General features: G+C 46.1%; 23 protein-coding genes. 12 read left to right on the forward strand and 11 right to left on the reverse strand.

All coding sequences use genetic code 11. From position 1 onward, the window contains the following. Nucleotides 1-22: 22 nt before the first annotated feature. Nucleotides 23-355, reverse strand: coding sequence for a winged helix-turn-helix transcriptional regulator (locus tag PAEAM_RS03685; RefSeq protein ID WP_100526754.1), 333 nt, complete (start codon nucleotides 353-355; stop codon nucleotides 23-25). A gap of 173 nt (nucleotides 356-528) precedes the next feature. On the opposite strand from PAEAM_RS03685, the gene PAEAM_RS03690 reads away from it, so the two are divergent. Then, nucleotides 529-1,140 carry a flavin reductase family protein gene (locus tag PAEAM_RS03690; RefSeq protein ID WP_100526700.1) on the forward strand — a complete coding sequence of 204 codons (612 nt, stop codon included), beginning with the start codon at nucleotides 529-531 and terminating at the stop codon, nucleotides 1,138-1,140. Nucleotides 1,141-1,272: 132 nt separating this feature from the next. Here the strand turns inward: PAEAM_RS03690 and PAEAM_RS03695 are convergent, their stop codons facing one another. Then, a complete protein-coding gene (locus tag PAEAM_RS03695) occupies nucleotides 1,273-3,141 on the reverse strand; it encodes an AbfB domain-containing protein (RefSeq protein WP_100526701.1) in 1,869 nt (622 codons plus the stop codon). Between the two features lie 244 nt (nucleotides 3,142-3,385). Between PAEAM_RS03695 and PAEAM_RS03700 the strand changes: the two genes are divergently transcribed. Continuing rightward, the gene (locus PAEAM_RS03700; RefSeq protein WP_100526702.1) at nucleotides 3,386-4,798 is read left to right on the forward strand and encodes a DKNYY domain-containing protein; all 1,413 of its coding nucleotides are present in this window, start codon (nucleotides 3,386-3,388) and stop codon (nucleotides 4,796-4,798) included. Nucleotides 4,799-4,877: 79 nt separating this feature from the next. Here the strand turns inward: PAEAM_RS03700 and PAEAM_RS03705 are convergent, their stop codons facing one another. After that, nucleotides 4,878-6,323, reverse strand: coding sequence for a DEAD/DEAH box helicase (locus tag PAEAM_RS03705; protein ID WP_100526703.1), 1,446 nt, complete (start codon nucleotides 6,321-6,323; stop codon nucleotides 4,878-4,880). 174 nt (nucleotides 6,324-6,497) lie between these two features. Further along, on the reverse strand, nucleotides 6,498-6,902 hold the full coding sequence (locus PAEAM_RS03710; RefSeq protein ID WP_100526704.1) for a hypothetical protein: 405 nt from the start codon (nucleotides 6,900-6,902) through the stop codon (nucleotides 6,498-6,500). A 434-nt stretch (nucleotides 6,903-7,336) separates the two neighbouring features. On the opposite strand from PAEAM_RS03710, the gene PAEAM_RS03715 reads away from it, so the two are divergent. Next, entirely contained in the window at nucleotides 7,337-8,275 is a 939-nt protein-coding gene (locus PAEAM_RS03715) for a macrolide 2'-phosphotransferase (protein ID WP_100526705.1), read from the forward strand. Nucleotides 8,276-8,447: 172 nt separating this feature from the next. Here the strand turns inward: PAEAM_RS03715 and PAEAM_RS03720 are convergent, their stop codons facing one another. Next, nucleotides 8,448-10,742 carry a 5'-nucleotidase C-terminal domain-containing protein gene (locus tag PAEAM_RS03720; RefSeq protein WP_100526706.1) on the reverse strand — a complete coding sequence of 765 codons (2,295 nt, stop codon included), beginning with the start codon at nucleotides 10,740-10,742 and terminating at the stop codon, nucleotides 8,448-8,450. A gap of 260 nt (nucleotides 10,743-11,002) precedes the next feature. On the opposite strand from PAEAM_RS03720, the gene PAEAM_RS03725 reads away from it, so the two are divergent. Further along, entirely contained in the window at nucleotides 11,003-11,965 is a 963-nt protein-coding gene (locus PAEAM_RS03725) for an endo-1,4-beta-xylanase (RefSeq protein ID WP_100526707.1), read from the forward strand. A 137-nt stretch (nucleotides 11,966-12,102) separates the two neighbouring features. On the opposite strand, the gene PAEAM_RS03730 is transcribed toward PAEAM_RS03725, so the two are convergent. From PAEAM_RS03730 to PAEAM_RS03740, 3 genes are all read right to left on the reverse strand, one after another. Next, nucleotides 12,103-13,263 (reverse strand): MFS transporter, encoded by a 1,161-nt coding sequence (locus tag PAEAM_RS03730; protein WP_100526708.1) that lies wholly within the window; start codon nucleotides 13,261-13,263, stop codon nucleotides 12,103-12,105. A gap of 311 nt (nucleotides 13,264-13,574) precedes the next feature. After that, complete coding sequence (locus tag PAEAM_RS03735) at nucleotides 13,575-14,915, reverse strand: glycoside hydrolase family 30 protein (protein WP_100526709.1); 1,341 nt, start codon at nucleotides 14,913-14,915, stop codon at nucleotides 13,575-13,577. Between the two features lie 310 nt (nucleotides 14,916-15,225). Continuing rightward, a complete protein-coding gene (locus PAEAM_RS03740) occupies nucleotides 15,226-16,743 on the reverse strand; it encodes a leucine-rich repeat domain-containing protein (RefSeq protein ID WP_165789824.1) in 1,518 nt (505 codons plus the stop codon). Between the two features lie 381 nt (nucleotides 16,744-17,124). On the opposite strand from PAEAM_RS03740, the gene PAEAM_RS03745 reads away from it, so the two are divergent. The 7 genes from PAEAM_RS03745 (at nucleotide 17,125) to PAEAM_RS03775 (ending at nucleotide 23,194) form a co-directional block, all read left to right on the forward strand. Next, a complete protein-coding gene (locus PAEAM_RS03745; protein ID WP_100526711.1) occupies nucleotides 17,125-18,015 on the forward strand; it encodes a diacylglycerol/lipid kinase family protein in 891 nt (296 codons plus the stop codon). 147 nt (nucleotides 18,016-18,162) lie between these two features. Beyond that, nucleotides 18,163-19,080 (forward strand): aldo/keto reductase, encoded by a 918-nt coding sequence (locus PAEAM_RS03750; protein ID WP_076213731.1) that lies wholly within the window; start codon nucleotides 18,163-18,165, stop codon nucleotides 19,078-19,080. A 273-nt stretch (nucleotides 19,081-19,353) separates the two neighbouring features. Then, a complete protein-coding gene (locus tag PAEAM_RS03755; RefSeq protein ID WP_100526712.1) occupies nucleotides 19,354-20,736 on the forward strand; it encodes a transcriptional regulator in 1,383 nt (460 codons plus the stop codon). 240 nt (nucleotides 20,737-20,976) lie between these two features. Then, nucleotides 20,977-21,147, forward strand: a complete 171-nt coding sequence (locus tag PAEAM_RS03760) for an aspartyl-phosphate phosphatase Spo0E family protein (protein WP_100526713.1) — start codon at nucleotides 20,977-20,979, stop codon at nucleotides 21,145-21,147. Between the two features lie 99 nt (nucleotides 21,148-21,246). Continuing rightward, the gene (locus PAEAM_RS03765; protein WP_036611682.1) at nucleotides 21,247-21,627 is read left to right on the forward strand and encodes a GntR family transcriptional regulator; all 381 of its coding nucleotides are present in this window, start codon (nucleotides 21,247-21,249) and stop codon (nucleotides 21,625-21,627) included. Next, nucleotides 21,624-22,499, forward strand: a complete 876-nt coding sequence (locus tag PAEAM_RS03770; RefSeq protein WP_100526714.1) for an ATP-binding cassette domain-containing protein — start codon at nucleotides 21,624-21,626, stop codon at nucleotides 22,497-22,499. Before PAEAM_RS03765 ends, PAEAM_RS03770 begins: the two co-directional genes overlap by 4 nt. Next, nucleotides 22,496-23,194, forward strand: a complete 699-nt coding sequence (locus PAEAM_RS03775) for a hypothetical protein (RefSeq protein ID WP_100526715.1) — start codon at nucleotides 22,496-22,498, stop codon at nucleotides 23,192-23,194. Before PAEAM_RS03770 ends, PAEAM_RS03775 begins: the two co-directional genes overlap by 4 nt. A 163-nt stretch (nucleotides 23,195-23,357) precedes the next feature. Here PAEAM_RS03775 and PAEAM_RS03780 read toward each other — a convergent pair whose 3' ends face one another. From PAEAM_RS03780 to PAEAM_RS03790, 3 genes are all read right to left on the reverse strand, one after another. Continuing rightward, nucleotides 23,358-23,876 carry a hypothetical protein gene (locus PAEAM_RS03780; protein ID WP_100526716.1) on the reverse strand — a complete coding sequence of 173 codons (519 nt, stop codon included), beginning with the start codon at nucleotides 23,874-23,876 and terminating at the stop codon, nucleotides 23,358-23,360. A 50-nt stretch (nucleotides 23,877-23,926) separates the two neighbouring features. Then, nucleotides 23,927-24,700 carry an isocitrate lyase/PEP mutase family protein gene (locus PAEAM_RS03785; RefSeq protein ID WP_100526717.1) on the reverse strand — a complete coding sequence of 258 codons (774 nt, stop codon included), beginning with the start codon at nucleotides 24,698-24,700 and terminating at the stop codon, nucleotides 23,927-23,929. 77 nt (nucleotides 24,701-24,777) lie between these two features. Further along, nucleotides 24,778-25,830, reverse strand: coding sequence for a bifunctional transcriptional activator/DNA repair enzyme AdaA (locus PAEAM_RS03790; RefSeq protein WP_100526718.1), 1,053 nt, complete (start codon nucleotides 25,828-25,830; stop codon nucleotides 24,778-24,780). Nucleotides 25,831-26,134: 304 nt separating this feature from the next. Between PAEAM_RS03790 and PAEAM_RS03795 the strand changes: the two genes are divergently transcribed. Then, on the forward strand, nucleotides 26,135-26,512 hold the full coding sequence (locus PAEAM_RS03795; RefSeq protein ID WP_076252012.1) for a LysM peptidoglycan-binding domain-containing protein: 378 nt from the start codon (nucleotides 26,135-26,137) through the stop codon (nucleotides 26,510-26,512). Nucleotides 26,513-26,535: the final 23 nt, after the last annotated feature.

Below are 26,535 nucleotides of genomic sequence, written 5' to 3' on the forward strand. Positions count from 1 at the left end.
TCTTTTTGCATATCATCCATATTCACTTTAATTCATGTAGCGTTTGTGTCTCCGGCACATGCTGCACACCCCACTTGCAGATTTCCTCCAGAATGGGCATTAGACTCTTGCCTCGGGGGGTTAAGGAATACTCCACTTTGGGCGGAGTCTGATCATACTCCACTCGTTTTATCACACCTTCATGTTCCAAATCGTTCAGTTGAGAGGTTAATACCTTGTACGTGATCCCGGGGACACGCCTTTTGAGTTCGCCGTAGCGTGTGACCCCATGAAAGGCGAGTTGATACATGATCTTCATTTTCCACTTCCCGCCGATAATGGATAGGGTGTAGTCGAAGGGAGTTAGTGTTTCCATTGGGACTGTGCTCGGATTATCCATCACGAATAAGCTCCTTTATGCAGGTACGCACTTCAAAGTGCGTACTTTTTTTGTGGTGAACAAGTGTATATTCTTATACCAACTACATGTGTCCCACAGAGCGTTGTAAACCGAAGGACCTGCTCAGGGGCACTTCAGAAAGGTTGAGTATGTTGGAAGAAAAAAATACATATGCATTTTCAGCAGGTGATATCACCGTCGATGAAATGTATAAATTAATGACGGGTTCCGTGGTGCCGCGGCCCATTGCTTGGGTCTCTACGCGAAGTATGGAGGGTGTGCTTAACCTCGCTCCATTTAGTTTTTTTACCGTTGCTTCACGCAATCCGGCGACTCTGCTCCTATCCATTGGGCCTGGTGTAGGTGAGAGAGAAGGAACAGTGAAGGATACACTCGTCAATATACGAGAGACGGGAGAGTTTGTGATCAATGTAGTTCCCGCTGTACTTGCAGCGTCCATGCAGCGTTCGTCAGCAGATGTAGCTTCGGGAGAAGATGAATTTGAACTGGCAGGCGTTACACCCAGAGCGGGCATACGTGTAGATGTACCTTCCGTGCTCGAATCTCCGATTGCCTTTGAACTTACACTGGATCAGGTTATTGCGGTGGGCACAGATCATTTGGTTCTTGGAAAAGTAGAGCACATACGAGTGGGTGCAGAAGCATATGCCGGTCATTATAAAATAGCGATAGAGAGCTGGCAGCCACTAGCCAGTCTGGCTGGTGATTACGCTCTAATTAAACCTGCATTTTCAGTCTGATATGGGGTTACGTAATCTATATCTGAAACTGTGCAGCAGAAAGAACCGCTTCTTCAGTTGTGACTCCTGAAAAAACGGCCTTTCCTCGAATTGTAGATGTAGATGGCTCATCCTCATCTCCAATTCATTTTCTTAGTAATTAGTCCGGCCAAATGTGGCATCACCCTTCACTGTTGCGCTGCTGATTGCATTTACAGCATCCAACTGCAAAACATAATCATAATGCCGGATGTAATATCCGGGCTGACTGTACGATTGAAGGGATACTTTGGTGCTATCAGCCCAACCAGGACTGCTTAGGAACGTAGCATCTCCCTTATAGGCGGCGGTGTTGGCGTAAGCTTCAAGTACAATTTTGTTGCTGGCATTATGCTTCAGAAAGTAGCCTGGGAAGTTAATGGACTCAAGCGAGATTCCTGTGGAGCTGGCAAGACCCGGTACGATGCGGAACTGTGAATCCAGAACAGGGGAGACGTTGGCATCCATGCGAGCAGTGTAGTTGGCGTGACGGATGTATCGATCCGGAACGTTGTGTGAACTGAAGCGGCTGTACCCTGTGGCTTCCGGTGTTGCAGGACCCAACATTTTGACCTCGTGCAGGGTTGGGGTGTACCAGTTACCCGGATTATTCCACAAGACCGCGTTCACCATATTGATCCGTACATAACGGGCGGTGAAATGCACAGCATCCGTGGTGAAACCATAGGTCAGATTGTTGGTGCGATCCAAGGTGGAGTAATTGACACCATCGTTGCTAATTTCAATTTTGTATTTGTAGTACCCTTCGGAACCTTTGTACATAAACCAGGACGTGTCGATCTCGGTGATCGTCTTTGGTGCGCCAAAGTCCACCTGCCACCAGGCTGGCCAGCTATTGGAGGAAGCCACCCATGAAGTCTGGTAGTTGCCATCATTGACGTTGGATGCAGACGATCCGGAGGCTGTGGAGCTGGCGGTAGCTGTTTTGCCTTGGGCATGATTGACGAGAGCAGGTGGTGTTACCGCTCCTGTTGCTGCATCGATATTCCACGTAGTATACCACTCCAGTGATGCTGTTCCGTTCGAATCATTCAAGGTTAGCGGCAGCCAGATATGTTTATGCTCTCCGAGGTTCATCGGATTCCAGCGATCCCCCATGTAGATGTAGGATGTGGTGTTGCTGCCTGTAATCGTGGCAATATCATGAATCTGCGAACCAAAGGCAGATGGATTGCCATATGGCGTAAGCGAAGTCCATGGACCCGTCATGGAAGTTGCTGTAGCATAAGCACCCTGATTCGGATACCAGCCAGCGGCTTGAGAGGTGAAGAGGTAGTACCGGTTTCCTTTTTTCACAACAGCAGGTGCTTCACGGTAGGCGTTCTCGAACAGCCAGCCTTCGAAGGATTGTATTCCGGTGTAACTTGCATTCATTTTGAAAATAGCCATCGTATCATTGGCGCCGCCATTTTTGCGTGAAGCAGTAACCAGATAACCTGTGCCATCTGTATCAACAAAGACAGTCATGTCACGGGATTCATAATTCATTGGGCGGAAGCTGCCCTCATACGTGAATTTGCCATTGGGGGTATTGCTTGTTGCGACCGCTACACGCCCGAGGTTGTAGTCCGTACCGTTCTCGTAGTGTGCCCAGAGCACATACTGGTTGGTGGAGGCGTTATAGATGACTTTGGGGCGTTCAATTTTGCTGGAGGCCAGCTCGGTTGCAGAATCTTTCGTCAGAATGGCGTTGCTGAAAGTCCAGTTCTTCAGATCAGTGGAGGTGTAGACGTTCACGCTGTCGAACTTGCCGCCCACCGCATGTTCACCATACAGATAATACGTCGAGCCTACCTGCAGAATGTTGCCACTGTTCGCATGGATGGGGTTACCTGCGGTGTCGAGCCAATCGGTACCGTTGGTTATCGTGACACTTGCTGCGCTTGTTCGTTCAGGATGAAGTCCAAACAGGGTGAACGTGAGTGAAAAGACCAGAAACCAGACGGCTTTCCTGTTACCCATTACATACACCTCCCGAAAGATATCAGATTAAATGTAGCGCTTTCATTTATATTGTAGTTGGGTCAAACTCTTTTTCAAGTGAACAATCCATCCATTGCTGAACAAACCTTCATTTCATCGTGGCTGAGCGGTGAGAGCGGAGGAAATGTTCCTAAATGTCATGTACGATGATGTAGAGAGGATCAGGTACACACGTTAAAATAAAGCTAGACTGAATTCACATCATGGTTGGAGGTGGACCGTCATGAACAAGTTTATTGTAGATGAAGACTTTCAAGTAAAATTGCAAAATGATGAGGATGGAACGAACACTCCAATAAAGGGAGGCATTACTGCTCAGGATTTTGAAGTCATCTCTACGTATCAAAAGGGATGGCTAACCTTCGCCTACCTGCGAGATTCTCAGGGAATATGGTGGTTCAATGCTCGCAAAAACAAGGCGAGTTTGTTCAGTCGGGATACGGAAGCTTTTCGTGTGATCGATGAAGATTACTGCTGCGACTCTCAGTATGTCTATCTGGAAGATCAGGCCGTACCTAACTCTGATCCGAACAGCTTCCGGCTGTTGCCGGATACGCCCTACTTTGCTCAGGACCAACGATATTTATATGTGAAGAGCAGCCAGCACTTTCATCTTTTTGAGGATATGGATACAAACTCTGTGATTGCTCATCACGACTATTGCACCGACAAGGACCATCTGTTTCATCTGTCCAGCTCTCTTCGTTATGCGAATGGGGAAAAGGATGAGGTGAGGGCATGGCTACAGGCACATCATCCCGACGTACATGGCTGGTGGCATGTGCATTATGCCCACAGTGCAGAGGGCGCTACGCAGATCACAGGCAATTGGGTTGAGACGGCGTCGTCTATTTTTTATAGAACAGAATGGGCCCGTACGTATCGTCAAGAAGCAAAAGTCGTATTAAACCTTGTTCGTGGAGCGGACAGGTCTACCTTTGAACCACTGGATGAGCAGTTTGCACGGGACCGTGAATGTGTTTATTTTCAGTGGCGTATTGTAAAAGGAGCAGACCCGGATACGTTCCAGTCACTAGGTGGGCCCTTCGGTCGTGATGGCAAACATGTGTATTACAATGGTTATCGTGTAGATGGAGCTGATACTCAGCATTTTGAAACTTATACCGGGACGGAGCATCTTGGACTTGCCAAGGATCAGCAACATGTGTATCGTGCCGAGGTTGTTCGGACAAGTCAGCCTTTCGGTCATCCTGACGATGTGCTTCAGATGATCAAGGGTGCAGACGCAGCAACGTTTGAGTTAATAACGCCTTCCGGGAGCTGGGCAGTGGATGCCGATCGGGTCTATTTATGGGGTAAACCAAATAAACATATCGATCGAGCCAGTTTTACACATCTATTCGATGCTGAGCCCCAGAGTTGGGCAATGGACCAGAATAGTCTATATAATGCCAATGGAAACCGCAGGGTAAAGGGTGTGAGCGGTAGTACATTTTTCATGCTGAATCAATATTGGGGGAAAGATGAGCATGTGGTGTTCAGCTTTTTGACGGGTGGGGTTTATAAGTCGGGAGATGCAGCGACGTTTATGGTTACGGATGATATCGGGGGCGCGGAGGATGCGTTATTTCGGTATACGGTTGAAGCCGGTACAGTGCGGAAAAAGAAGAGGTAATGAAAAAAGGGATGGTAGACTTAGAAAAGAGTCCACTATCCCTGTTTGAATTTCTAGTTATTTGACCGTGTTTAGCAAACTATTTATGACCTTTGCGAACCTTAAGCTGCATCTTTTTGATCGTTATGTTTTGCATGAGCTCCAGTACGAGAGGGCCTTTGCCGTTCAGGATCTCTACATCCGTCACATTATCCAGAATCGTAATGATACCGATGTCGTCTGCGGTTACCCCTTCAAGCTTGGCAATGGTACCTACAAAGTCAACAGCGCGAAGTTTCTTCTTCTTGCCTCCGTTGAAGTTCAGCTTCATGATCTGTTGGTTCAACTGTTCACGCTTGTCCTTTTTGCGTTCAGGTACAATCTTCAATCGCTTCTCAAAATCTTCTCTGCGGCGATCTACAGCTTCCTCGGAAGGAGCCTTCACGACAGGGATTTCGAATCCAATATAGGATTCAATCTCCGCCAGACGTCTGCCATCTTTCGGTGTAATCAACGTAATGGCTTTACCTGTTTTGCCTGCGCGACCCGTACGGCCTGTGCGGTGAACATATCCCTCTTTTTCCAAAGGAATATCGTAGTTGATGACATGAGTAATATTTGTGATATCAATACCACGTGCGGCTACATCCGTCGCGATCAGATAGCGGAATTGTCCGCGTCGGAATGCGTTCATTACTTCGATCCGCTCATCCTGCTCCATACCACCATGGATACGATCTGCTGGGTAGTCAAGATCAGCCATAACCCGGAACAGTTTATCCACATTCTCCTGCGTACGGCAGAACACGATGCAGCTATCCGGATTTTCCACAATGAACAAGTCTTGAAGCAGTGCGGTTTTGTTCACCTCGGGTACGTTAATCACAGCATGTTCAATGGTGGCTGTTGTGAGTCCACTTGCTTTGATCTCGATCTCGACCGGTTTGTTCATGTATTTGCGTGACAGCTTGGCTACATCTTCAGGGAACGTAGCAGAGAACAACATCGTTACGCGCTCTTGCGGCAGTTTCTGAATGATGGACTGTACTGTCTCAATAAAGCCCATATTCAACATCTCATCGGCCTCGTCAATGACGAGATAGGCAATCCGTTCGAGTGGCAGCGTGCCGCGTTCGATATGATCCAGTACCCGACCTGGTGTACCAACAGCCACGTGGGTTCTTTGTTTTAACTCTGCTTTTTGGATATGAAAAGGGGACTGTCCGTATAGTGCGGTTGCTTTAATACGCTTAAAGCGGCCGATATTCGTAATATCTTCGTTAACCTGCAAAGCCAGTTCCCGGGTTGGTGTAAGAATCAAAGCCTGTGGCTTATTCTCATTCCAATCCACCAGCTCGCAAAGTGGAATGCCGTAAGCAGCTGTTTTACCACTACCTGTCTGTGATTTGACCACAAGATCCTGATTCTCTAGTGCTACCGGAATAACTTTGGTTTGAACCTCGGTTGGTGTCTCATAGCCCAGACTGTCCAGTGCTTTTACGATCTCTTCACCAAGTCCATAATCTTTAAATTGTTGCTCGCTCATCGTTTACCTCTTTTGCGTTAGTTTTTGTACAATTATTGCACCGTACATTTATCGTATACCTCTTCATTATACTCTATATGCAGGCAGGCTAACGGAGTAAATGCTTCAAGTGTGTAAATTGTTTTCATCATTTCCGATTTTAGTAGCAACCACCCGTTGCTATTCGTATGTGTATCATAACGTTCCACGTGAAACGAAATGTATCGGCGTATTTTGCTTGGTGTTAATGAATGACCATTTTACAGCCTTGGTTTGGGGAGGGTAAGATTGAGCAATAACTCCATTGATCCACACCTCTGCACTTCGACCAACGAGTGTCTCATCCAAAGAGACGGTGACAATCTCTTCTTCGATGATGAGTTCGGCGTCCTTGCTGAGCGAGACCCAAATCGGTCCTGAATCAACACCGCCATCTTCTTTATTCTCGATGAGTACCTGACCTCTTTCTTCCTCGAAATTTGTAATAATTCCTCGCACATGTGGCTTCTCTTTCCCTTGTTCCTCGGATTTATCTGCGCATCCGAGCGTTAGCAGGAGCATGATGACTGGTAGTAAGGATAACCTTCGTGCAATGGACATTGGGTTGCTCACCTCTCATCCTTTTTAATGCATCTATAACTATGGACGTTACCTGAGGCGACGAAGTTCCTGTATATCAATAAAAAGAACCAAAATCATTTGATTCAGTCTGGAACTGAAATTTGGAATATGTTAGCATATGGGTAACTTACTGAACGGAGGGATACGTGTGCAAAATTTTTCCCGATTGAGATAGTGTGGCGAAAAACGTCTGTTTACGCTTGCTGTTTACTGCCTGTGTGCAGTTCATCGGGATCGGTTTGCCATTTTACACGTATGCCGCTAGTCGTCGTGAAAGAATCACTCTTTGAAGTGGTTCTTTGATGTACTACTATTTTTTTGTGAGCATTCAGGTATGCCAACATCCGAAATGAACTGCACAGGCGAACATGTCTGTGTTTTTTATTTTATCAAGGAAAAGGGGAGTACCTGATATGACAAAACCGAACTTGAATGAGAATTTGGCAATTCAAAAGGAACTATTATTTTTAGCAAAACAGAACGGACTTCTTATCGTTGAGGAATCCTTAGAGATCAACGAGTCGGGGATGGATTTTCGTGTAGCATTCGCCACGGATGAAGAAGGCCGCAGATGGGTTCTGCGCCAGCCGCGACGCGAAGACGTATGGGAGCGAGCCGAGAATGAGCACAAGGTGCTGGATGTGGTCCGAGGAAATATACCCGCACAAGTACCGGATTGGAGGATCTTCACGCCAGAGTTGATAGCTTATCCTTTACTTGAAGGTGATCCGATCGCAGTTGTGGATCCCGCAGGGGGAGGGTATGTATGGCGATTCCCTCAGGAGGGCTTATCTGATACATTCCTGGATTCACTAGCTACGACTCTCGCCACACTGCATAACATCGATCCCGACAAGGCGAAGAAAGGTGGAGTGCGGATCAAGACGCCAATCGAAGCTCGCAAAGAATTTGCAGCCAATATAGAGGAGGTTAAGCAGAATTTTACGGTGCCAACCAAGTTGGTTGAACGCTGGACGGTATGGCTTTCTATAAGTAGCTATTGGCCTCAGCACTCGGCGTTCATCCATGGTGATCTGCATCCGCCGCATATTATTGTCGATGATGCCCAGCGAGTAACTGGACTTATTGATTGGACAGAAGCGGAGATTGCAGATCCGGGTAAGGACTTTGTCATCTACTACGCACTCTTTCAGGAGGATGGGCTGCGTGAGCTTTTGAGTCGTTATGAGAAGGCAGGGGGAAGAACATGGCCCAAGATGCTGGAGCATATTCGGGAGCAGTGGGCAGCCTATCCTGCAATTGTTGCCAAGTTTGCACTAATTACGGGGAAGGAGTCGGACATGGAGATGGCGAGAGGCATGCTTGCGAATTGGGATGTAAAGAGAGGTTGAGCATCGAAGGCATATATAATTGGTTCACCCTTTATGGCACGTACTCTCGTAAAGCAGTTGCAGCGATAATCCTAACGGTTCGTTAACATAACAAAGGGCGATCCCCACCATGATATCCGTGGGAGGGATCGCCCTTTTGTTTTTCGTTAAGCGTAGTGCGTAACGATTTTACTTATTTCAAAATACTCACATATTTCCCGTATACAAATGCTACACGTCCATCCAGCTTCACTTTTACCCAGCCATATTTGTCTGTACTGATCACCTCAAGCAGGGTGCCCTTTGGTACCGCAGCAACGACCTTCGCTTTGGATGAAGCGCTAGCGCGTACGTTCAGGTAAGCCGCAGTAACCTTGGCTTGTTTGCCTTTGATGACAGTTCCCGGTTTACCAGTGCTTGGTGTGGATGGTTTACCAGGTTTCGACGTGCCTGGAGTTGGTGTTGGTTTTGGTACTGTTGGCGTTGTCGGCTTCTCAGGTGTAGGAGTAGTTGCTCCCTCGCCATTGCCTGCCGCTTTGCGAGCTTTGTTCAGCTGTTGATAGAACGCTCCCTTGGTTTTCACGCCTGCGAATTGTGCTGCACTCACACCTGCTTTGGCAGATAGTGTATCAATCTCTTCTTGAGTCACCGCATCCAAAATGTTAATGGAGGCAATGTTGGTGTACTTGCCATCTTCCGTTGTTGGCACAGACATGATGCCATTGTTAACTAACTCCACCACATCTGCACGCTCTGGTGCAGTCAGGTCTACGCCAGTGATTTTCCAGTTGTGTTGAATCTTCGGTTCGTAGACACCTTTCATGACATCTTTCAGATAGGTGATGGACAGGTTGCGAATCGTACCTTGAATCTCACCAAATGCCGAAGCATCCTTGGAGGACCATAGCTGCTTGAACTTACGTCCTTCCATCGCGCCGCCTTTGGCAATCAGGGCTTCCATTCGATAGGCGTTCATGCCAAGTTTTAACGTATCGTCTTCTTTGACTACTGACCCATTGCTGTACTTGAGATTTGTAATCCGACTGCCGTATGGCTTGGTCAGGTCAATCTCATACGTCACGCCGCCGAAGAAATCATCGGTGCTGTATTTGGAAGCGCGTCGTTTCGGATCAAAGCTGACGGTCACATCACCCTGGCGTGTGGAGTTGAAGTATCCCGCAGACCATTCCATGTAATCCTTCAGATCACGTCCGGTTACTTCATATACAGTCACTTCACCAAAGGTGTATTGGTAGTTGAATGCAATATCCTTTTTCTTGATCGGGCCTACATCCAGCTTGGCTTTGTCGTTATCAATCTGGTGCGCGACCACATCGGCATCACTGTAATGCAACATCACTTCGGTGAAAAAATCAGACAAAGGTGTTTCCTGGATCTGCACCGCAGGTATACCCTTAATCTCATCAGCAGGGACCAGGTTCGTTCCTTTCAGTTCAGCCACTTCAATGTTGGCATCGGCACGAGCGAACTCGTGGAATGGGTGCAAAGTCTCTTCCAGCGCAGGATCGGAGACTTCATACGTTCCGTCTGCTGCTTTTACAGCGAGTGCTTGAGCTTCTTTGCTTTTCAGCACGACTTTGTCGCCGTCTTTTTCAAATGTCAGATCGATTCGTGAAATATGTGAGCCATATTTATTCGGTTCGGAGATCAATACGCCGTTAACCGTTTGGGATTCAATCAAAGTATGCATGTGTCCGGCAAAAATGGCAGCCAGCTCTGGGTTGGCATTGGCGATATCCGTCACTCCGGTTCCCGGATTACCGTTCTCGTTGTCCAATCCCATATGCATGAGTCCAACCATGACATCGACTTTGCCTTTCAGCTCAGCAATGGCCTTTTTGGTCTCTTCCACAGGATCTTTGACGATGATGCCGTCCAGGTGATCCGTGCCTTTTTCAAATTCGGTAATCATAGGTGTGTTCATTCCGATAACACCCACTTTGATTCCGTCTTTCTCGATAATCGTATAGGCAGGCATGTAGCGGTCGCCGTTTTCTTTGAAAATGTTACCCACGAGAGGCTGTCCATTGAATTGGGAAGAGATCTTCTCCAGTACGTCCAGTCCAAAGTTAAACTCATGGTTACCCATAACCCATGCGTCATATTTCATTTCGTTCATTGCAACCATCATGGGAGATTGAGGTTGATCATTAAACAACTCAGCCGAGTTATCCTGAATCATGTCTCCTGCATCCAGCAGGATCGTGTTGGGATTCTCCGCACGGACTTTTTTCACAATGGTGTAGAGCTGTGTCATGCTCCCGGTTGGGTTTGGACCGTCCAGAGCATAGTCCCACGGCATAAATCGACCATGTATATCCGATGTACCCAGCAACGTAATCTTGGTCTCCTTGTCTGCCTCAGCAGCCTGAACCGGAGTGGAAGCAAACGGGGCGAACAAAATGGAGGCACATAAGAGGAAAGATAAAGGCCATCCGACGAAACGTTTCGTTGAAATTTTGCGCATGTTGTAATCTCCCTTGTTATCTAGTGTGTGTAAAGATATGTATCATTTCATACTAGATAAACATGTGGTGAATGTAAACTCCAATGTAAGAGTTATGTTGGATTTAAGTGAGTGAAGCTATAAATAACTTCAGAAAAAGCATTTAAATCTATTTTTTTACAATAAAATACTATAATTTGACAGGTGTTAAAAACCAAAATTATCCAGTAAAATGATGTTTGTAAGCGCTTTATAAAAAAGAATACTAAGGAGGAAAATCATTGATTAAGTCTAAGTGGTTCAAAACAGTCGGCTCACTGGCATTGGTAGGGATTCTCGCTGCTTCTGTTGCGGTTGGTAGTGTGAGCGCTGGTCTGGCGAAAGGTAGCAAATTTCTGGGCAATATTATTGCCAACCAGGTTCCTTCGAATTTTAGCCCGTATTGGAATCAGGTAACTCCGGAGAACTCTACCAAGTGGGATGCTGTTGAAGGCACACGCAACGTAATGAATTGGGGCCAGGCGGACATGGCCTACAACTATGCTAACAACAACGGGTTCCCGTTCAAGTTCCATACCCTCGTATGGGGAAGTCAGCAGCCAAATTGGATTAACAGTCTCTCAGCCGCAGATCAGAAGGCTGAAGTGACACAATGGATTAAAGCCGCAGGACAGCGATATTCCAAGGCAGCATATGTGGATGTCGTCAATGAGCCGTTGCATGCCAAGCCTTCTTATCGCAACGCGATAGGTGGAGATGGAGCCACTGGCTGGGATTGGGTAATCTGGTCATTCCAGCAGGCGAGACAAGCTTTCCCGAACGCGAAATTGCTGATCAATGAATATGGTATTATCGGAGATCCGGCTAAAGCAGATCAATATATTCAGATTATCAACCTTTTGAAAAACAGAGGTCTAGTTGATGGTATTGGTATTCAAGCGCATCACTTCAATATGGACAACGTCTCTGTGAACACGATGAACACGGTACTGAACAAGCTCGCGGCTACGGGGCTACCAATCTATGTATCCGAGCTGGATATGACGGGCGATGATAATACACAATTGCAGCGTTATCAACAAAAATTCCCTGTACTTTGGAAGCATTCTGCCGTTAAAGGTGTGACGCTGTGGGGCTACAATCAGGGGCAAACGTGGGTAAATGGTTCACATCTGGTTAATAGCAACGGTACAGAACGTCCAGCTATGCAATGGCTGAGAAATTACCTGGCGAACAATCCTTAAGCGTGCGTTTGCACGAATCTGAGCTTCCTTTGTAAATCCGGTAATCATATAACACCAAATAGCGCCTGTTCTACATGTTAAGCATGGGAATATGGCGCTATTTGTGTTAGTGCTTTCTCTCAACAGTGCTCGGCAATTTATGGTGCAGGGAAACATTTAATTTTAATCCAAACCAATACAAAAGCGATCAGCGCAAATATCATTCCGCTCCAGATCAGTTGATGTATTCCTAGGTTTGCGATGAACCATCCGCCGATAGCAGTACCCAGGGTAATACCGAGGTTGGAAAAGGATACATACAAGCTGTTGCCGAATTCAGGCGCGTCCTGCGCTTCAGCGGTTAACCAGGTTTGGCTTACAATTAATCCTCCTGAATGCACGGATGCCCAGAGGATGACTACAATAACCATCCACATGAAGTGGGGACCGGCCCAATAGACGAGTGCGTAAGCTGCTACATACAGCAGGGGGAACATGAGGACAGTGCGGACCACGCTCTTACGCAGAAACTGTCCAAACCCCAAATTTCCGATGATCATGACGACACCAAAGACGGTAAGCATAACACTGATCCATGATCCGCTCATGTGAGTGACCTGTCCAAGATACTCGGCGAAATAGCTGTATACGGAGAACATGGCGGCGAATATAAAAATGACTGCGGCAACATTCAGCCATAATCCAGGTTTGCGCAGAATACCGAGCTGCTTGCCATAGGACATCTTTTCCTTCACGGGCATCGAGGGTAGCCAGATCCATATGCCGATTAAAGCGACCACACTGACCATCGCTCCAAACAGGAAGGCGATTTCGAGGGATATGCGTTCAGCAAGATACGATGTGAGTGGCACGCCAAAGGCAAAGCCCGCGGTAACTCCGGTGAATACTTTGGCGACGGCCTGACTGCTTTTCTCTGCCGGAACAAGTTGGGCACTGGTGACCAGGGCTACGGAAAAGAAGACGGGATGGAATAACGCGGGAATGATACGGAAGATAAGCATGGTATCAAATGTTGTGGCGTAGGCATAGACCACGTTTGAAATGGCAAACATCAGCACAGCGGCTAAAAGGATAATTTTGCGATTCATCCCGGATGCCAGCAAGGTGAGAAAAGGGCCCGCAATGGCTACAACTAGCGCAAATATACTGACCAGCCAACCTGCCTGTGCAGCCGTAATGTTGAATTTATTCGCAACCTGAGGCAGTACCCCCACAATTCCCATTTCTGTTGTAATAATCCCGAATACCCCGAGTGCCAGCATCAGGATAAGGAGTGGATTGACCTGTTGTGATTTCATGTAAAGCGTACCTCCATTAAATTTAAATATACAGAAAAGTAGATATAATATGCTGAAATGAGCCTGCCTTGCCTCCTATAATATGATGGACATGAGAGTAAGTTCTCTGGACTACATTATATCTAGATTTATAGATTTGTAAATATAAAAGGTGAAACGTCATTTCTTTAAGTTGTCTTCGGTTTGTGTTCTACAGTAGCAATAATGGTGACATTAGGCATTGAATGGCCCATGAAAAATAGCGCCGGCCCGGGGAATCCTTGGGGCCTGACGCTATTGATGTTCGCGTTTTTAACGATGTGTTGGATTAGTTATTTCGGATGAATAACCATGCTGTTGAATGAATCGGCTTCCAGCTCCATGTGTAGGGTCTGTCCTTCTTCAAGGGTTAGATACAGGTCACGACGGTCCTGGAATGGATTGTTGATGACAATAACGAGACTGTTATCCGGGTTGCGGAAAGCAACGGATTTCCCGCTCCACGCGCCTGACAGACCGACTCTTCGAGCACCAGGAACAATATGATGCGCGAAGTGTTTCATCACATAATACTCCGGGTTACGAGTAACCTCCTTATTGTCCGGATCTATCGTAATCATGGAGTTCTGCTCCCAGCCCCATGTGCTACGGCCTTTGGGTTCCAGAACCATGTTCCAGTAGATGTACGCGTTCACTCCGTTGCTGAAGTAGTGCTGATAGAGATTATATACATACTTGGCATAGTTCCATGAGTTGTTGCCATCACCGCATTCGTTCTCGGTTTGCATATAACGCAGCTCCGGATAACTCGCCGAGGTACGTTGAATCGCATTTTTGCCTGCCCACTGATATCCAACACCTTTGATATAGGAATAGGCCTTTGGATCACTCAGGACAAGCCCGGCGTACTCATCGAAGTCGTTTGTTTTTTTCTTGATTAATTCCTCCCATGGATCAGGGGCGTTGATCGTTCCCAGCCAGATCTCCGTATCCAGACCGTGTTGGTCAAAAGCCGGGCCCAGATAATCGGCAATAAACTCTCGAAGCTGCTCGCCTGTCCACATGCAAGAAGGAAATTTCTGATCTGCAATCACTTCGTTCTGCACATGCACCTGATGGATCGTAATGCCTGCGTCACGGTAAGCCTGTACAAACTTTACGAAATACAGGGCGTAGGCCTCCAGAATATCTTTCTCCCAGCGCAGTGTCCCATAGTTATAGGCTTTGGGCGACTTCATCCACGTTGGCGGACTCCATGGCGAGGCGAAGAATTGCAGGTTCGGGTTATAAGTCAGAGCTTCCTTGATGTAGGGAATCAGATATTTGAAATCACGTTTGATCGAAAAATGTTCCATGGCCACGTCGCCGTCTACCTCGTTGTGGCTATACCACTGCTCTGCATAATCACTTGCGCCGATCGGCAGGCGACAGATGTTAAACTTGTGCTCGCCCTCCGGATGGAAAAGAGAGTGAAATACCTCATGGCGCTGCTCCTCATTCAAATGGGACAGAGCCATATAACCAAGCTCGTTGAAACATCCGCCAAACCCTTCCACAAGTTGGTGCTGTTCACCCGTGAGTTTTAGGTTAGCGCTTTCATTAGTTGGCACAAAAGATAGCTCTCTCCACGGGCTGTCTTGGGTTGTGGAATAACCAGTGAGCGTGAATGTCATGTGAATTTCCTCCTCGCTTGAACCTCAGTTGTCATATATATTACGTTCAGTATAACAACTCCTACGGCAAAAGAAGATATGCTAAACCGTGTGAAATTTACCCTAATCCAAGATAGAGCATCACGAGTTCGTATCCGCATAGACAGATGGTATAGTGTGTTTGCTTGAGATCGGCGATGTCCATATACCATTATCCAATGTCATATCACAACTGTCATAACACAACAAAATCCCCGCTGATCGTTCAGACGGGGACTTGCGCTATGTTTCTCATATTCTCTTATGGCTGCAAATGAACGTGAGACACAACTTAAGGCTGTACACTCTCACCAAGCTGTTTATTTTCAAAAATCAGAATCGTTTTGCTGCTTCCGATGTAACCAACAGAGGTATTGAATTGCTCCGAGATGAAGCGAACCGGTACAAAAGCTTTACCATCTTTCATCAGAAGAGGAGCATCATTGATCGCAAGTGTATCATTCACGACAACTTGTTTGTTACCCACGCTCCAGCGGATGGTCTTGTCATTCTGTGTGATCACAGCTTCGCGGGTACCGCTGTTCCAGTTCACACGGGCGTTTAACTGCTCCGAGACAAAACGCAGAGGCACATAGGTCCGGCCTTCATCGATAAAAGGTGCAGCATCCAGTGCGTAAGCACGATCCCCAACATAGGCGGTGGTAGACCCTTCAATCAGACGCTGAAAGCTGCCCTGGGGCGTTCGTTTCTGCTCCCGCACATTCATCCGGTTCAGAAGCTGCATCGTATGACTGCCACTCACAACATCCAGATAGTTGTTCTGCACCGTGAGTCCGGCAGGCTCAACCTCTGAGACAGAAGTCTGAATACCGGAGGATAACGAGGTAGACGCCGAGATATCCTGTATAGCATTTGTCGCTGACTGATCACGGGTAAACGTAAAACCTGCGATCGGTGTCAGATCCCACACCCGGTTGTTGGATAATTTTAATACGTCCAGGCTGGAAAGCTGCCGTAAAGGTTCCAGATCATAGATCTGATTGGACTCTGCATTCAGTTCCGTCAGCCCAGTCAGTCCCTCAAGCCCCTTGAGATGCTGTACTTGGTTACCAGAGATATCAAGTGTCCGAAGGCGTGTCATGTGCTCCAGTGGTGTCAGATCCGTGATTTGGTTGCCTGCCACATTCAGATTCCGCAGTGTATTTGGCAGTTCAGCCAGTACGTCCAGCGTCTGAATCTGATTGTTTGCTACGTTGAGTTGTTGGAGCCGGGTTTTACCCATGAGCGGTGTCAGATCGCTAATGGTATTGTTCGAAATCTCAAGCCACTTCAGTGCATCCGCATCCGAGAGGGCCGCAAGATTGTCAATCTGGTTACCGCTGGCGTGGAACGTATGTAATCGGTTGAACCCACGTACAACCTCTATGGAAGAAATGGAATTGTTGCTGATATACAGCCGTCCCAAGTCTTTTAATTCAGTAAGTGCGTCTATGGATGTAATGTAATTATTGCGAACATCGATCTCGCGAAGCTGGGTTAGGTGCGCCAGCGGTGTGAGATCCTCAATCTCATTCCCATATAATCGGAGGTGAGTCAGATTGGTTGCATATTCGAGACCGGACAGGCTGTGAATACCTGCATTGCTCAGATCTACCACCTCAAGCTGCTCCAGATCCGTTGAAGTTAATGGCATATCCAGAGGTTTGTTCAGGATTAACTTCAGTCCGTCCTCCAAAGCGGGATCTTCAATGATTCCCTCGCCCAAGTCTGTAGTGGTGTAAGCCATGGCTTGCCCCGATGCCCCGAGACTCAGGATGAATACTAGAAATAATAGCGTCATTCTTCTCATTGCATGCATTCCCTCCGATTTTTAGAATTATAAAATAATCCGAACAGATTGAGTTAGTTAAGTATAGTATCTACACGATAACAGCGACCGGAAGGTTGTTCTGCCCACGGAGTGTTCAGTGTGAATTGAAGAGTTTAACATATACAGGTTCGGCTCAAAGCACATCTATAGTTATTAACCCGTCAACGGGAAAAAGGAACAAGGAATTTCGTAAATGGGTATTTCTCTACTTCTATTCTATATGAAACAAACCCTGCTCTGCACTCTTCAGAGACATGTTTATCAAAAAAAATAGAACATCTCCCGCAGACCCTATTCAACCCACCCTTGAAACGGGTAAAGATGAAGTAAAGATGCCAATTTGGAGGGGAAGATGTGAGTATGCGCCAAGCCATGATCATTAGTAATCCATCGTCAGGTAAGGAAGAGGCCGAGCAGTATGTGTCCCAAGTCAGAGAAATTCTGGAGTCACAGCAGTATGAGGTGGTGGTTAATGAGACGGCCGGGGAAGGTGATGCCACCAACTACTGTCTGAGCGCCTGCAAAGACGGCTGTGATCTGGTCATCTCCATCGGAGGCGACGGTACACTGCATGAGACGATTAACGGCATGATGGATCAGGATCATCGTCCCCGATTAGGCGTTATACCGCTAGGTACGGTGAATGATTTTGCACGTGCGCTGAATATCTCGCTTGACCCGGAAGAAGCCATTAGGCAGTTACGTTCGAATCAGACGCATATCGTGGATTTGGGGAAAATCAATGATCGCCTGTTTGCCAACGTTGTGGCTGCAGGTTCTTTGGCAGAAGCTCTGTTCTCCGTATCCTCGGAAGAAAAGTCGAAGCTTGGATCATTCGCATATCTCAAAGAAGGCTTGAAAGACCTGGTGAATACACCAGCCAATCATCTAACCATCGAATATGACGGACAGTTCTGGGAGGGGGAATCGCCACTTTTTCTGGCGGCGCTGACCAATTCGGTCGGAGGATTCGAGAAGTTATCCCCGGATGCAGAGGTGGACGATGGTCTGATACATTGTTTTGTTGTTCGTAATATCAGTGTGTTCAACAGTCTGACCCTGGGCACCTCCCTATTATTTGGTAGTCTGAAAGACCATAAGGACGTGGACTATTTTACAGCCAAAGAAGTTCATGTTCGCTCAGACGAAGCCATTCGCACTAATGTAGATGGGGAAGAAGGTCCTGCCCTGCCAATTCATATCCGTGTCCTGCCAAGGCATATTGAGGTCATTATACCGGAAGAAGTATAGTTTATTCTTTTGGATCTATAGGCTGGAATGAAGAACCTATCATTTCTCCATATGAATGTAGGATAAAGCTATTGAAACCGATTGCAGATATATGTCACAATCAAAGGTAAGATACACGATAATATTCGAATATGGAGGGAAAACATCTTGAGAACGATTAAATTGGGCAGCAGTGCACTAGAAGTACCTGTAGTCGCGGTGGGCTGCATGCGGATTAATTCACTAGACGGTAAGGAAGCCGAACATTTTGTTCGTTCTGCAATGGAGGTTGGCGCAAATTTCTTTGACCATGCCGACATTTATGGTACAGGAACATGTGAGGAGATCTTCGCCGAAGCAGTACAGATGAATCCCCAAGTTCGTGAAAATATGATTCTTCAATCCAAATGCGGTATCCGCAAAGGCATGTTTGATTTCTCCAAAGAGCACATCCTGAATTCAGTCGATGGCATCCTTCAACGTCTGAAAACGGAATATCTTGACGTTCTGCTGCTGCACCGTCCTGATGCATTGGTTGAGCCGGAGGAAGTTGCTGAAGCCTTTGATCAACTGGAGCGCGAAGGTAAAGTGCGTCACTTCGGGGTATCCAACCAGAATCCGAACCAGATCGAATTGTTGAAAAAATACGTGAAACAGCCACTGGTAGCCAACCAGTTGCAGATGAGTATTACCAATACGACGATGATTGACAGTGGCATCAACGTGAACATGGAGAACGATGCCGCGGTTAACCGTGACGGTAGCATTCTTGATTACTGTCGTCTGCATGATATCACCATTCAGCCGTGGTCCCCGTTCCAGTATGGATTCTTCGAAGGTGTATTCCTGGGTAGCGACAAGTTCCCGGAATTGAATGCAAAGATTGACGAGATTGCTGCGAAGTATGACGTGAGCAATACAACGATTGCAATCGCATGGTTGCTTCGTCACCCTGCACAGATGCAACCTGTGACAGGCACGATGAATATTGAACGTCTGCAAGACTGTGTAAAAGCAGGAGATGTTCATCTTACGCGTCCAGAGTGGTATGAAATTTACCGTGCGGCAGGCAATATACTGCCTTAAATTCAAGTTATAGTGAGCATGATGACTGCTGAGTCAGTTGAGAACACGAGCCCGTAGATGGCTCGTGTTTTTTGTCTATTTTCAGGTTTGATGTCAGGCGCGTTTTCGATATAAAATAAAGATAGGAGTGTCTGTTTTATAAAAGGATTAAAATGGTTTTAATACAAATTAGTTGAAATTATTATATTGACCGATACTTTCTAATTACATATAATTACTTTTGCATACCGATAATCCTGTTTGTGTTTTTTTATTTTGGAGGGTGGTGTTCGTTTGGAGTCGACAACCACGATACGCGATCACTTGGAAAGTTATCTGAAGCGTGAACAGATGTCCATTAGTCATTTTTCGGAAACGTCAGGGATTAATTCGGGTACGCTCAGCAATATTTTGAATAAAAATCGGCCTATTGCCATGCAGCAGTTGGATCGCATTACTTCCGCCATGAGAATGGAAGAAGGTTACTTCTATGAGTTATACATAGATGAGTGTTTTGTACACGCGACCCCGGACTGGCGAAGACTGGGACCCTTCCTTCATCGCTGTGCCGAGTTGGACAAGTTGGACTGTATTGAAGAGGTTATTCGTCTGATGATGGATAATCTATCCTATATTCCTTTATTATTTGATGTGGCTGAAGAATTCTTCCAAGCGGGTAAATTCAAACCGGCCATTCTTCTATATGAAAACATTGCTGAAAGCGAGAAAATGCAACATTCCGAGCGGCTTGCACTCTGTCAGTATCGGCTGTTCAGATTGGGACTGACCAATGATCAGCAGCGGAATCTGATTATTGCAGCTCGGTTCGAATACTATGTGGATCGGCTGGATGAACGCTATCAGTTGGATGCGCTTAACGAACTGATTAATGCTTTTGGAGCATTGCATAGATGGAACAAGGTTCAGGAGTTATCTGAAAAATTGAAAATAAAAGCGTCCATCCATTATGAGATGAATGGCAGACGGAAACAAGAAGAGACCAAAAGACCAATTGTTTTCTATATTCTGTACTCCGATCTAGCTGCAGGAAGTGCCTGTTATCATTTGAAAGACTACACCGGAGCACTAAAATATGTTTCTTTATATTCGGATAATTGCTGGGTGAGGAACCCGGATAAAGATGAAATCGTTGTTATGAATCAGTTTCAGGAATGGGCTGAAGCAAATCGATATATATATCATTTAATGGGCGGTCATTTTGAGGTGTTACCTGATTATCTGGCGTATATCTCAACGAAGGAAAATGAGATATTCCCAGCGCTGTGTGATATTGTAACAGCGGCTAATCGTTATGATAAGGATATTGATCATGTTCTCAAACAGTATGAATCGTACTTCACTTATCAGGAACAGAGTAACCGAATTGGCAAAGTGAGCAGTCAGGTTACGGATGATCGATATTTACGACTTTTAGCAGATTTGGGTGCATATTATTTAAAGAAAGACGAGTATCATTTAGGTATAGAATTTGTGCTAGATAGTTTAAAATTTTCTATTGAAATTAGCAGTGGACGAGGTATGCTTAGAGGTGTCGGACTGTTCGAGCAATATCGGGAATTTGCATCTGAGACGGCGAAACAGCAATACAAAATGATAATTAGTGAGGTGCAGAAACTCAATGAAGAGAAAGTTGGCTTTGCTGATAGCTACCTGTAGTATCGTTGTATTCATCGTAGCCCCTGCTACGGAACCTGTCCCAGGCAAGGAAATCCCGAACCCCGAAATTATGAGACCCGCTGATCATGGATTTGGAACTTAATGAAAGTAAAGAACGCTTCTGATTTATTCAGAAGCGTTCTTTTTTTGTGTATCAAAGTGGAAGAATAAGTATGTCGTATCTCACATGCGCTTATGATTGGCATAATACACTAAAATATGACAAAAAGGAGGGGTACTATGGATCGCCTGGATTTGATATCACGGATCGAAGATGCCAGACAGTTGTTATATCGCATGCATATGGAATACGGCAGTCTGCTTCATCCGGAAGTGATCCAGCAATCCGTAGTCCTGGACGGTCTTATTAATCAATACAACAGAGCCAAGGTAAGAAAGGCGATGAATTAAGTTCGCCTATTTACATTTGCGTCTTTGTATACTATAGTTAGTTACATGAGTAACTAACCGACTAACTGACTAATGAATACGTATGAAAGTTGGAAGCACATGAAATCGACTTTGGATGAATCTCAGCCTATTTTTCATCAGATTGCCACAATGATTATGGACGATATTGTGGAAGGCAGATTGAAGGTGGAAGAACAGGTTCCCTCAACCAATGAACTGTCACGCTTCTACAATATCAATCCGGCTACAGCCCGCAAAGGACTGCAGGAACTCGTGGACAAGGGGATTATATACAAACAGCGAGGTGTTGGAATGTTTGTTGCAAAGGGAGCAAGAGAAGCATTGCTCGTTGAACGGAAGCAAGATTTTTATGAAGAATACATCAAGCCTTTACTTGAAGAAGCCAGACGGATTCACATGAATGAAGACATGATCATTGATCTGATTCGCGGCAAGAAGGATAAGGAGAGTGAGTTATGATTCATATGGAGCAGGTCAACTACAGCTACCAGAAGACGCCCGTTCTGAACCAGGTTACGCTACATGAGAGTGAGCCAATCATTAGTGCAATTTGGGGAAGAAATGGAGCGGGTAAAACAACCATGATGAGTTTACTTGCAGGGCATAACCGCCCGGACAGTGGAACCGTTCAGATCATGGGTCAAGACCCCTATAATAATCTGGTTGCCCAAGAGCATCTGTGCTACATCCAGGAGAATCATCCCCTGGGGAAAAACTGGACAGTTAGTGATATGGTTCAAATGGGACAATATTTTCACCCGCAGTGGAATCAGGATTTGGCGGAACGTTTAATCGATGTGTTCGAACTACCGACGAAGAAAAAGATCATTAAATTTTCGAAAGGCATGAAGACTGCTGCCCAGATTATATTGGGTCTTGCCAGTAATGCAAAGATAACCATTCTGGATGAACCTACCAATGGACTCGATGCTGAGAAGCGTAAATTCTTCTATAATGCGCTACTGGAAAGTTATGAAGATAACCCGCGTCTGATTCTAATATCCAGTCATCATATTGAGGAGATTCAGCCTTTATGTGAGTCCCTTATCGTTTTGCAAGCCGGAGAGGTGTTGTTAAATCAATCGATGGAAGAGATGCGCGAAAAAGGAGTTCTTCTAACAGGGGGAATAGATGATATCAACCGAGTCACAGCAGGTGTTAAAGTTATAGAGTCTTCCCAGATGGGATCGACTGTGAAAGTCATGATTGATGAGCCCTACTCGAAAATGTGGAAGGATATCGCTCATTCACAGGGGCTATCCATTGAGAAAGCGACATTACAAGATTATTTGGTTAACAGGACCCGTAATCAAGAGGGGGTTAAACCATGAACGCAGTAAAAGGTACGAATCGACTGATTCGCGATGATATGCGTTTGTATCTGGGCATTTTTTCATCCATCGCTCTGATGCTCGCCGTTGTATATCTGGCCATTGGCTTCATATTTGATGTCTCGTATGCTACGCAACTGTTTGGTCCCATGTACGGAGGGATATGTACGTTTGCAATAGGGGGAATGATTACACTGTTTCCGGTGGCGATTGGTATGGGCAGTACACGAATTCAATTCATGAAATCCTTCTATATGAACTCGGTATGGATGGTTGCAGGCACCATGGTCATTCTGCATGTGGCGTATTTCCTCATACACCTGCTTCAGGAAAAAGGAATTGTTGACGTAACCCTTTATCAACCAGGCATGTTGTATTCAAACAAATATCATTTTTTATCCTACCTGTGGATCGATCTGATGTGTGGCTTTCTCGTACTGGGAATCTCTGTCTTCCCAACGGTTTGTTGGATGCGCTTGGGGATGCGTAACTTCTTCATTATGTTCTTCGGGGTTGGCTTGGTCTTTACGCTGATAATTACATTGGGCGATCTTGGTGAGTTTATGTTGTGGATTGCTAGGATCAATCGCATGACATTGTTCACCGTTCTGGGATGTATTGGTGGTGCGCTACTTCTATCTACGTACCCCATGATGAAGAATGCGCCGCTTACCATGAAATCCAAAAAAGACTGACAGGAAACAGTTATAAAGGAACTGGGCAAGGAATCTAAGTGAAATCATTCCGAAATCAGAAAACACGAGTGCGAACACGCCTCGTGTTTTTTGTATCATCCTAAATCATTGGATTTACCTATTCAACAATCTTTATACGCAATTCCTAATGAAGGTGCATCCCTTAAGCCTGAGCCTGCGGTTTGAATCCTTCGTCTTTGAGATACTCGCCAGCTTCGCTACGCGTTTCAAAAGCCATATCCAGGTTATCACCGGAATACACATACCACATGTCATCTTCGTATTTTAAAGTCAGCATATGTCCCTCTTCATCGATCCACGTTCCGCCACCGGTAGAGGTTGTAGACAATGCAGGAGCAGCAGCTTTTACTTGTTCTGGCTCTTGGAATTCAACTGCGTTGGGATTGTGAGACATCGCTTGGATCGTTTCATCTAACAAGGTGCGCAGATCTGCTTCGGAGTAATCACGAATATTGACGAATCCTTTAGCATCGGTCTCATAGTTAGGCAGTAGTCCTGCATAGATATAACCGTTTCCGTTAGGGTGAATATGGAGAGCAACAATTTTTTTATCATACGCACTATCCTCGTAGTGGAAATTAACTCGACCGAGAGAAACATCTTTGCGTTGCAGTTGGGGATACGATTGTAGCACTTCTAGCTTTTGTTCCACGTTAAGCATAATTGCCTCCTGTAAATGTTCAATAGAGGTGATTATAACATGCCCTCCTGTTAATTTCCCGATAAAATGTTTCTCCCCAGTTCTTTTAGGTGTTCCATAACTTGCAGATAGGGATATGGCCCGTAACTTACACGTGCTACACCCAGTGTGGCAAGCTGTTTTGGTGAAGGCTCAGGAGACGTAACCATAACGTTAATAGGCAGCGGTGAACGCTCACACAATTCCTGAATCAGTTGGTGATCCTGCAAACCGGGTACAAACAGACCACTGGCTCCTGCATCTGCATAATGGCTCGAACGTATAAGTGCTTCCTCCAGGAGAGAGTGGTTATGGTGTTCAGGTGCATGTTGCAGAAAAATATCTGTGCGGGCGTTAATGAACAACGGTATGCCTGCTTGCTCCGCAGCTTCCCGGGCGGCGGACAATCTTGGGCATTGCTCCTCCACAGTGTACAATCCCAAGCCAGCGGGAAGTTGATCTTCAATGTTGATACCTACAGCACCATGATCGATGACTTGCAGAATATTTTGCTTCACTTCTGACACAGACCTCCCATACCCTCCCTCTATATCGATCGTTACAGGCAGATCCACGCTCGCTGTAATCCGTGCGAGATTGGCAAGCACCAGATGGAATGGCATGGCTTCACCATCGCGTTCACCGTGGGCCGCAGCAACGGACCAGCTTCCGGTAGCAATGGCCGTTGCTCCAGCGGATTGGATGGCTTGTGCACTTCCGGCATCCCATACATTGACCAGAACAAGTGGTTTTCCTTTCACATGGTATTGTTGGAACAACGCTGCTTTTTCTTCTAAGGTACTCATATTATGTTGACTCTCCTTTGTTATATCATGCATTTCTTTGGACATTTGATGCGTACTTCATTACTTCATTCTGTTTTTCAGCTACCCTGTTTTTGTTTCTCGTGAGTCAAAAGCCAGTTTTTGCGAGTTAATCCCCCGCCGTATCCGCCCAGCTCACCACTGGCATTGATTACACGGTGACATGGAATCACAATCGCAAGCTGATTGGCTCCATTCGCCTGTGCGACAGCTCGGCAAGCAGTCGGTTTTCCCAGTGCATTTGCAATCTCTTGATATGACCTCGTTTCACCAGCCGGAATGGCCAGCAACTCGTCCCACACACGCTTTTGGAATAGTGTTCCTAAACAGAACAACGGTGTGTCGAATGCTGTCCGAATACCTTGAAAGTACTCGTTTAGTTCACGCTCAATGGACTGGATGGGAGCTGTAGTGCCGGGTACAATCGCTGATTTGGTTCGTTTGCGCAGACGCTCAACTTCGCGTTCCAGACCTCTGCGGTCCACAAATTCCAGTAAATATAGCGACTCCTCATCTGCAATGGCCATCATCGGGCCGAGGCGGGTGTCAATCCAGGACGCTTTCAGGATATGTCCTTCATCGACTTGTGTAGGGGCAGCACCCATGATCCGTGAAAAGGCATCGCGGAAGCCGCTGCTTGATTCATATCCGGTAGATAATTGGCTATCAATCACGGTGCGGCCGGAGCGAATGTTTTTCAGGGCAAGTCCCATGCGACGAGCGCGAGCATATTCAACAAAGGTCATGCCGAACCGCTTCTTGAACTGACGGCGCGCCGTGGATTCGTCGATGGAGAGGGCCTTGAAATCCTGTTCTTTCCAGCGTTTCTCCGGATTTTTCTCCACAGCTTCCACTAATATGCGAACGACATCGGATACTTGGTTGGGGTGAGAGAGCGGGCGACAGCGCTGGCAAGGGCGATAAGAGGCCAGAAGTGCCTGCTGAGCCGTCTCATAGAATTCGCAGTTTTCAAATTTTGGCTTTCGCGCAGGACATGTGGGACGACAGAACACACCCGTGGTTCGGACTCCAACATAGAATAAACCCTCGTATTCCGAATCCTTGGCCACAAGCGCCTCGTAATATTGTTCCTTCAGATCAGCAGAAATCATGGGGGCACGTCCTTACTCATTAGAATCTTTGTCTATACCTATTATAGAAAAACGTTGCAGCAAGCATCGCCGAAAATCAGGCATGAATATTGGATAGATTAAATCGGATATAACATTGAAATTCGGTTGTTCAGAATTTGTTTAGAGTGAACTGGTAGTATAGACCTATCAGGGTAGGGTGACTTAGGAAAAGATACCTATATAGTGAAAAAGTGAGTTATTGATCGTTCATTGTTATAGGAAAAATATATAGGTAAACATGAAATTAAAGATTAGCGGAATGAAAGTCTGGAGGTCGACTAGAATGAGATATTCTACGTACAAAAGTATTTATGAATCCGTTTATACCAAAACGTCCGAGTCCCGCACCATGTATGTCAAAGATCAATTCATGCAGCGTGTGAAGACGCCAACCTGGCTAATGAAGATCGTCACTATAACTCTAATTATAATCATAGGGTGTAGTGCTGTATTCACTGCATTTGCCGGAGATGAGCAATTGTTGTCGGGGGACCAGATCGTTGTATCTCAGGGAGATACACTGTGGGGCATTTCATTGGCACATAAACCTCAGCAGATGGACACTCGTGTGTATGTAGAAGCAATCAAGAAAGTGAACAAAATTGAGCATAACGCCATTCAGATTGGACAAGTGTTGGTCTTACCTGGGTTCGATCGATAAATTAAACAGTGCATGACGTCATG

The sequence above is a fragment of the Paenibacillus sp. GM1FR genome (assembly GCF_002803315.1).
In the GTDB taxonomy this organism is placed as follows: Bacteria; Bacillota; Bacilli; order Paenibacillales; family Paenibacillaceae; genus Paenibacillus; species Paenibacillus amylolyticus.